We start from the raw sequence: 1276 nt of genomic DNA, 5'->3' as shown, positions 1-1276 counted from the left end.
TGTTCTGCCGCCTCAAGGATTTCCGCCGCGTCGCCACACGGTACGACAAGCTCGCTCGGAATTATCTATCTGCCGTCATGCTCGCAGCAGCAGTTGCGTACTGGCTATGATTGAGTCTCAACCCTAGGGTGATGACGGCGCAGTTGTCGCCCGTATCGGGGAGCATCACCGTGCCGGTAGGGCCGGAGTGGCAACGGCAGACAAGGCGGTGATGGAAAGAGCAAGGACACAAAGCGGCGCGGCGATATTCTTCATAGCGGCTATTCTCCCGGTTCCGATACGGTCATTGGAAACGAGTGGCAGTAGGAACTACGCTCATCCCCCTATTCGGGGGGGTGCAGCTTCCGGTATCTGGCCGCAGCCTGTCTGTGCTGGCTCGTGACGCGAGCGATCGTCAGCAAGCCGTCCGTATCGAACATGACAAGACCAGGGGGAAACAATGAGCAACAGTGATGCCGTGGCCGCGCATGGCCGGCCGCACCTTCCAACATGGAGGCGTTTCGCAGGAATTGTTGCGCTCTACGTCCTGCTCGGACCGTTGATGGGCGCGGTCGGGGTGAATGGTATCTTCACCGTTTATGCCGTGAGCACCGGGATCGTCAGCGGCAGTTCTGGCGACATCGCCCGGCTGTTCTGGGGCGGCATGGTGGTGGGGACGATGGTCTTTGCCATAGGTGCTTATGCCTTTGGAAGCGTATCCGCACTGGCCGTCGGCCTTGCGGTCGCGCTGGGAGACCGGCGTCTGTTTGGCGTTTCGTGGCGCAGGGCTCTCAGATCGGCGTTTGTCATGTGGCTGTTGAGCGTGATTGTCGTCCTGACCGTCGTGCCGCCCGAAGGGCAGGTGCAATGGATTGGGGGGCTGCTGGTCGCGCATCTGTTCGCCGCCGCCGCCTGTACATGGATCGCACGCCGGATATTCCGATAGCCGGGCAATTCCGGCGATATGTGAGAGGGAACCGTGAAAAAAGTCAAAGGCCGGCAGGGCGAGCACCGCTGGGTCCGCTCGGCGGGAATTGTCACGCTTTTCGCCGTGATGGGGCCTCTGGCCGGTTTGGCAACCTTCATGGTTTGGTTTGTCCTGCTGACAATCGCCTCCGCAGCGCCGACATCTTTCGGCGACCTCGCCGAAGGCGTCATGCCTCTGCTGCGGGGAGCTATGCCGGGAAATGGGTGACGGGGTCTGAAAGGGCGGCGTATCGTGGCGGGTGTCGAAGCCTGCCAGAACTTCCCAAAGGAACGATACGCCATGAAGAAGACTACAGACATCATCGCCTTT

2 protein-coding genes and 1 pseudogene are annotated in these 1276 nt (G+C 60.7%); all 3 read left to right on the top strand.

The genetic code is table 11. The features are described from left to right. Positions 1–110, top strand: a pseudogene (locus DQG18_RS15860) (IS5/IS1182 family transposase); the annotation flags it as partial. A gap of 329 nt (positions 111–439) precedes the next feature. Continuing rightward, positions 440–925 (top strand): hypothetical protein, encoded by a 486-nt coding sequence (locus DQG18_RS15855; protein WP_157970219.1) that lies wholly within the window; start codon positions 440–442, stop codon positions 923–925. Between the two features lie 33 nt (positions 926–958). After that, complete coding sequence (locus tag DQG18_RS15850) at positions 959–1174, top strand: hypothetical protein (RefSeq protein ID WP_116655215.1); 216 nt, start codon at positions 959–961, stop codon at positions 1172–1174. Positions 1175–1276 lie beyond the last annotated feature (102 nt).

The sequence above is a fragment of the Pelagibacterium sediminicola genome (assembly GCF_003390885.1).
In the GTDB taxonomy this organism is placed as follows: Bacteria; Pseudomonadota; Alphaproteobacteria; order Rhizobiales; family Devosiaceae; genus Pelagibacterium; species Pelagibacterium sediminicola.
This window is presented reverse-complemented; position numbering and strand designations above follow the sequence as displayed.